At 69.4% G+C, this 1,364-nt stretch carries 1 protein-coding gene; it reads right to left on the bottom strand.

The features are described 5' to 3' along the window. On the bottom strand, positions 1-1,364 hold a 1,364-nt coding region (locus tag EOA29_RS36635), incomplete at both ends, for a PLP-dependent aminotransferase family protein (protein WP_145970055.1).

The following is a 1,364-nucleotide window of genomic DNA, read 5'->3' as shown; positions in this document are numbered from 1 at the left end:
GCATAGCCCAGCACCAGCCCTTGGGTCGCCGCCGTGTTCTGGAAATATTTCGACAGCGGCGAGACGTTGATGGCCCTCCTCGCTGCCGCCTGGCTGACCTGGATGTCGTCGATGCCTTCCCTCAGATAGCCCACCACCTGGATGCCGGCTTCGGCGGGGGAGAGCGTGATCTCGTCGCGCAGGCGCTCGGCGACGATCTCGCGGAAAAGCTGGCGGCGCTGGGCGTAGATGCGGCGCATGCGTTTGAGGTGCCGGCTCATATGGCCTTCGGTGATGAAATCGGCGAGCGCGGCCTGCAGCAGGAGCGGCGCGAACTGGCCCGTGGTGGAGAGCGCGTTGGCGATGCGGCCGGCCATGTCGGGCGGCAGCACCATGAAGCCGATGCGCAGCGCGGGGAACAGCAGCTTGGCGAAGGTGCCGACATAGATGACGCGGCCGGAGCGGTCCATGCTCTGGATCGCCGGCACGGGCCTGCCTTGAAAGCGGTATTCGCCGTCGAAATCGTCCTCGATCACCCAGGCGTTGGCGGTCTCGGCGATGTCGAGCAGGCGCAGCCGCTCCTCCATACGCATGGTGATGCCGAGCGGATGCTGGCAGGCCGGCGTCACATAGATGAGGCGGGGCGAAAAATCCGGCGCGTCGAGGCGCCAGCCGCGTTCCTGATCGACCGGGATGGGCAGGATTTTTGCGCCGGCCACGGTGAAGGCGGCCTTGGCGCCGTAATAGCCGGGCTCCTCCATCCACACCGTGTCGCCGGGGTCGAGCAGCAGGCGGGCGAGAAGATCGAAGGCGGCCTGCGCGCCGGTGGTGATGACGATCTGCTCCGCCTGGCAGCGCACGCCGCGCGCGGAATAGAGATAGCCGGCGATCGCCTCCTTCAGCGCCGGATGGCCGGTCACCTCATAGGTGCCGAACAGGGTTTCGCCATGGCTGGCGCGGCGCGCGACCAGCCGGCCCCAGACTCCGAAGGGGAAGCTCGCGTGATCCGGCATGCCGGGGTGGAAGGCGAAGCGCCCCGGCGTGCCGTGGTGGCAGGGCTGGCTGAGCAGTTGCTCGCCGCGCCGCGAGGGCGCGCGCAGCGGCACCGGCGACGCTTCGGCCGGCGTCTCGCGCGGGCCGTCGGGCAGGTCGACGATCACCGGGCGGGCGCCCTGGCGGTTCGCGAGATAGCCTTCGGTGACGAGCTGGTCGTAGGCTGAGACGATGGTGTTGCGGCCAAGGCCGAGCTCGGCGGCCAGAGCGCGCGTCGAAGGCAGCTCCGACCCCGGCGCCAGCGTGCGGTTGCGGATGATGGCGACGAGGCCGTGATAGAGCTGGCGGGAGAGGTGCTCGGGGCTCGAGCGGTTGACGGCGAGCATGTCGAG

The sequence above is a fragment of the Mesorhizobium sp. M1E.F.Ca.ET.063.01.1.1 genome, assembly GCF_003998155.1.
Classification (GTDB): domain Bacteria; phylum Pseudomonadota; class Alphaproteobacteria; order Rhizobiales; family Rhizobiaceae; genus Mesorhizobium.
This window is presented reverse-complemented; position numbering and strand designations above follow the sequence as displayed.